4 protein-coding genes are annotated in these 4,696 nt (G+C 69.6%); all 4 read right to left on the bottom strand.

The window, feature by feature from the left end:
* Positions 1-635 (bottom strand): Rho termination factor N-terminal domain-containing protein (locus tag U9980_RS17160; RefSeq protein ID WP_322768840.1); only part of this gene is annotated, 635 nt, incomplete at its 3' end.
* Between the two features lie 496 nt (positions 636-1,131).
* Positions 1,132-2,181 carry a homoserine kinase gene (locus U9980_RS17165; RefSeq protein ID WP_322768841.1) on the bottom strand — a complete coding sequence of 350 codons (1,050 nt, stop codon included), beginning with the start codon at positions 2,179-2,181 and terminating at the stop codon, positions 1,132-1,134.
* Positions 2,178-3,281 carry a threonine synthase gene (gene thrC, locus U9980_RS17170; protein ID WP_322768842.1) on the bottom strand — a complete coding sequence of 368 codons (1,104 nt, stop codon included), beginning with the start codon at positions 3,279-3,281 and terminating at the stop codon, positions 2,178-2,180. The genes U9980_RS17165 and thrC overlap by 4 nt, the downstream gene beginning before the upstream one ends.
* 41 nt (positions 3,282-3,322) lie before the next feature.
* Complete coding sequence (locus tag U9980_RS17175) at positions 3,323-4,606, bottom strand: homoserine dehydrogenase (protein ID WP_322768845.1); 1,284 nt, start codon at positions 4,604-4,606, stop codon at positions 3,323-3,325.
* Positions 4,607-4,696: the final 90 nt, after the last annotated feature.

Below are 4,696 nucleotides of genomic sequence, written 5' to 3' on the forward strand. Positions count from 1 at the left end.
ACCGCAGCAAGGCCGGCCGGCGCGGTCCCGGCCGCCGTGGTGTCCTGCGTGCCGACGGCTCGCACGCTCGCGGATCCGTCCGCGGGACCAGACGTAGCCGCGCCACCACGGGTGTCACCGGGGTCGGGCAACGCCTCGGTCAGCGTCCCCTGCTCGCCAACGGCGGTGGACGGGCTGCCCGATGCCCGGGAAGCCCCACGGCGGGTCCGGACACGCGTCGCGCCCTCGACTGCCGCGGTCGCCTCAGCCGCGGACGACGCGACCGTGGGCTCGGCCGCGTCAGCGCTGTTCGTGTTGGTGCGCATGGACGTGGACGGGCCTCGGGTACTCCGGGCCGGTTGCGCATCGGCGGCAGCCATGGCGGGTTGCGGGGCCGCGGCATCCGCGCCCCCAGCGACGCCGGCGGGAGTCTGAACGTTCTGGATGGCCGCGATGAGCTGCCCCTTTCGCAGGCGTCCCACGCCTTGAATACCCAACGAAGTTGCCATGGCCTGCAGCTCCGGCAGGAGCATGGCTGAAAGGCCGGTGCCTGACCGCCGGCGTCGCGGAGAACCAGCGTCCACGGACGACGTCGGTGTCTGGGACTCCGCGGACTCACGTGCGCTGTCAGGCAGCACGTCGGTGGTGTCGCTCAAGATGTTCCTTCCCTGAAGGGACCGGCTCAAGGGAGCCGGGTGATGCTTGTTGACCTTCTTCGCCTGGGCATCCCACATGGAAACGATATTCAGCGCCAAGTGGGCAAGCAGAGCGCCCGTGGACGGCGCCAACGGCCGAGCGCCGCATGCGAACTCGTCAATCCCGCTGAGGACTTGTCGGTGCTGGCCGAGGCTTCGATGACGAGGCTGAGGCACCAAGTTCCGGCACCAGGATCCGGCTACGATGAACCGGTAGCACCGGCGGGCGAGCACGCGCCGCGGCGGCAGCGAGTGCAGTCATCAGACTATCCAGACGGAGTCACCTGGGCAACAACCTTCGAGCGGCTTTGCTTCCCTGTCCTCCGTTTCCAGCCCAAGGCGCGACCATTTCGGCTGGATGTCGTCCTGCGACGCATCCGTCCGGCGGCGAGCATGAGAGGTTCGGACGGGAAACCGGCTCACATGGGAGACCCGAGGTAGACCGCAGCTGCCGGTGTCAGCCCGCGATGAGCCTGACCCGGGCCCCGTCCCTGTCCACCGGCAGGTCGAGCACTGTGAAACCGCCCCCGCCACATGCGCGGGCAACATCAGCCTGCTCCGCACCGACCGCGAGGGCCAGCACGGTTGGTCCGGAACCCGACAGAACGGCCGCCAGGCCCGCCGCTCGCAGTTGGCTGAGCAGGTCACGGGTTTCAGGCATGGACGGTAGACGGTAGGGCTGGTGCAGCCAGTCGTCGGTGGCCGCCAGCAGGGCATCCACCCAGGGCGCCGGACCCGACCGGTCGTTGCCGAGCCGAGCACCGGGAAAGTAGTTGTAATCGGGCTGACCTGTCCGCTCCTGCCTATTGCCGGGCTCGGTCCCCACCGTCTCCGGGTACACCGTCTCCGGATGCAGAGTCCCTGACATCGCCATGGCCAACAGCGCCGCGCGTCCCGCATTCGCCGCCGCATCAGCATGCAGCACAGTCACTGGCAACGCAGCCCGTGCTGCGGATGTCGCCTGGCGGCGGACGGGAATAAAGGCTACTGGCCGCAGATCATCCGGTGGATTGGTTCGAACCACCTGTGGGTGACCGGCGTCATCATACCACGCCACAGTGAAGCCACCGAAGAGCGCGGGGGCGACGTTGTCCGGATGGCCCTCGATCTGGCAGGCGAGAGCGAAGACGTCCATGGCAGTCAGGCGACCTTCGCCCAGCGCGCTCGCGGCCAGCAAACCCGCCACGATTGCCGCGGCCGACGAACCGAGCCCACGGCCGTGCGGGATGCGGTTGACACAGGTCAGGCCAAGCCCGGGCGGCGCGAGACCGAGCGCATCGAGCCCGGCCCGCACCGCACGCGCGATCAGATGGGTCTCGTCCCTGGCGCCGTCATCCTCACCGGTCACGTCAATCGACAGGCCCGAGTCGGTGGTGACCACCGTCAGATCGTCATACAGGCCGAGCGCGAGACCACAGGCGTCAAAACCCGGGCCTAGGTTCGCGCTGGTCGCCGGCACCCGCACGCTGACCCCGGCCGCCCCCGCCCCCCGGGCGGCGCGGTTCACGACCGCTGCAGATCAAGGGCCGCGGCCGCGGCGGCAGCCGTAGCCGGTATGGTCACCGGCTTGGCCGCCCCGCTGATCGCCCACTCGGGGTCCTTGAGGCCGTTGCCCGTCACCGTGCACACGACCTTCTCACCGGCCTGGATGAGGCCTGCGGCACGCGCCTGGAGAAGTCCCGCCACACTCGCCGCGCTGGACGGTTCGACGAACACACCTTCGTTGCGCGCGAGCAGTCGGTAGGCCGAGAGGATCTGACGGTCGTTGACCGCGTCAATCGTGCCGCCGGAGGCGTCCCGGGCAGCCAGCGCGAAAGCCCACGACGCGGGGTTGCCGATCCGGATCGCGGTGGCGATCGTCTGTGGCGCTGTGACCACGCTGCCGCGCACAATGGGTGCGGCACCCGCTGCCTGGAACCCGTGCATGCGAGGCCGGCCGGAACCGTGGAGTGCGTCCTCCTCCACGTAGCCACGCCAGTAGGCGGTGATGTTCCCTGCGTTCCCGACCGGCAGACAGTGCGCGTCGGGTGCAGCACCCAGGTCCTCGACGATCTCGAAGGCAGCGGTCTTCTGCCCCTCCAGGCGGAACGGGTTGACCGAGTTGACCAGGGTTACCGGGCAGGTTTCGGCAAGCTCCCTGGCCACCCGCAGACAGTCGTCGAAGGAGCCGTCAAGCTGCAGCAGCCGCGCCCCGTGTACCAGCGCCTGAGCCAGTTTCCCCAACGCGATCTTTCCGCTCGGTACGAGCACGGCGCAGGTCAACCCGGCCCGGGCCGCGTACGCGGCGGCGCTCGCGCTGGTGTTGCCGGTGGACGCGCAGATCACCGCCTGCGAACCCGCCTCGACCGCGCGACTGATCGCCATGGTCATCCCACGGTCCTTGAACGAGCCGGTCGGGTTCGAGCCCTCGATCTTGAGATGAACATCGCATTCGGTCACCGCCGAGAGGTGCACCGCGGGGAGCAGGGGGGTGCCGCCTTCCCGAAGGGTCACGACCGGCGTGTTCGAGGAGACCGGCAGACGGTCCCGGTACTCCTCGATCACGCCGCGCCACACCCGCCGGGTGCGGTTGACCGAACCCGGGGCCCGTCCGCTCGTCGCGGCCACGTCTGTCGTCCGCGCTGACGATGTTGCTGCTGGCGATGTCGTCACAGCTCACCTCCCTCTACCCGCATCACGCCCGCGACCGCCCGCACGACGTCCAGCTCCCGCAGTTCCTCGACTGTTGCGGACAGTGCCGCGTCGCTGGCGGTATGCGTGATCAGAACAAGACTGGCGTCGTCACCGTGGCCGTCCTGGCGGACACTCTGGATGGAAACGTCCTGACGGGCGAACGCGGCGGCGACCGAGGCGAGCACCCCGGTCTTGTCCGTCACGTCCAGGTTGATGTAATAGCGCGTCACGGTGGCGCCCATCGGCAGGACGGGCAGGTCAGCATAGGCGGACTCGCCCGGACCCCGCCGTCCGGCCAGCCGGTTGCGCGCCACCGCCACCAGGTCACCCAGCACCGCGGACGCGGTCGGAGAACCACCCGCACCGCGACCGTAGAACATCAGCTGGCCGGCCGCCTCCGCCTCAATGAACACGGCGTTGAACGCCTCCCGGACCCCGGCGAGCGGATGGGAACGGGGAATCATCGCAGGATGCACCCGCACACTCACACCGGGTACATCGGGTGACCGTTCGGCGATAGCCAGCGCCTTGACCGTGCATCCCATGGCGCGGGCACTGGCGATGTCCGCGGCGGTGACGCCGCCGATGCCCTCCCGGTGGACGTCGGAAAGGGTGACCCGGGTGTGGAACGCAAGCTGCGCGATGATCGCGGCCTTGGCGGCGGCGTCGAATCCGTCGATGTCCGCGCTCGGGTCGGCCTCCGCATAGCCGAGCGTGGTCGCCTCCTCGAGGGCCTCGGCGAACCCGGCGCCGGTCTCGTCCATCCGGGTGAGGATGAAATTGGTCGTGCCGTTGACGATACCGAGCACGCGTCGGACCCGGTCACCGGCGAGACTCTCCCGCAGCGGGCGCAGCAGCGGGATCGCACCGGCGACCGCCGCCTCGTAGTAGAGGTCCACACCGCGGTCGGCTGCCGCGCCATACAGCGCGGCACCGTGGGTGGCAAGGAGCGCCTTGTTCGCGGTCACCACCGATTTCCCCGCGTCCAGTGCCGCGTGCAGCCAGGTGCGGGCCGGCTCGATGCCGCCCACCACCTCCACGACGATGTCGACGTCGTCCCGGGTCGCGAGACCGTCCGCGTCCGTAGTGAAGAGCGCCGGATCGACCGGCAGGTCACGGACCACCGACAGGCGACGGACCCCGATGCCGGCAAGTTCCAGGGGTGCGCCCACCCTGGCGGCGAGATCCTCGGAGTGGGTGTGCAGGAGCCGGACGACGTCGCTCCCGACCACACCGCACCCCAGCAGCGCAATCCTCATCCCGAGTTCCTCATCCCGCGTTCCTGACCATGGTGTCCTCGTCGCGTCCAGCGGCAGGGACGTCCGCCTCGGGGGTGTCGGCCTCGTCGA

Source organism: Protofrankia sp. Cr1 (assembly GCF_963555865.1).
GTDB lineage: Bacteria > Actinomycetota > Actinomycetes > Frankiales > Frankiaceae > Protofrankia.

What these genes read in the sequence shown, in the direction of transcription:
- U9980_RS17175 (WP_322768845.1), bottom strand. Translation starts at nt 4,606, where the DNA reads ATGAGGATTGCGCTGCTGGGGTGCGGTGTGGTCGGGAGCGACGTCGTC.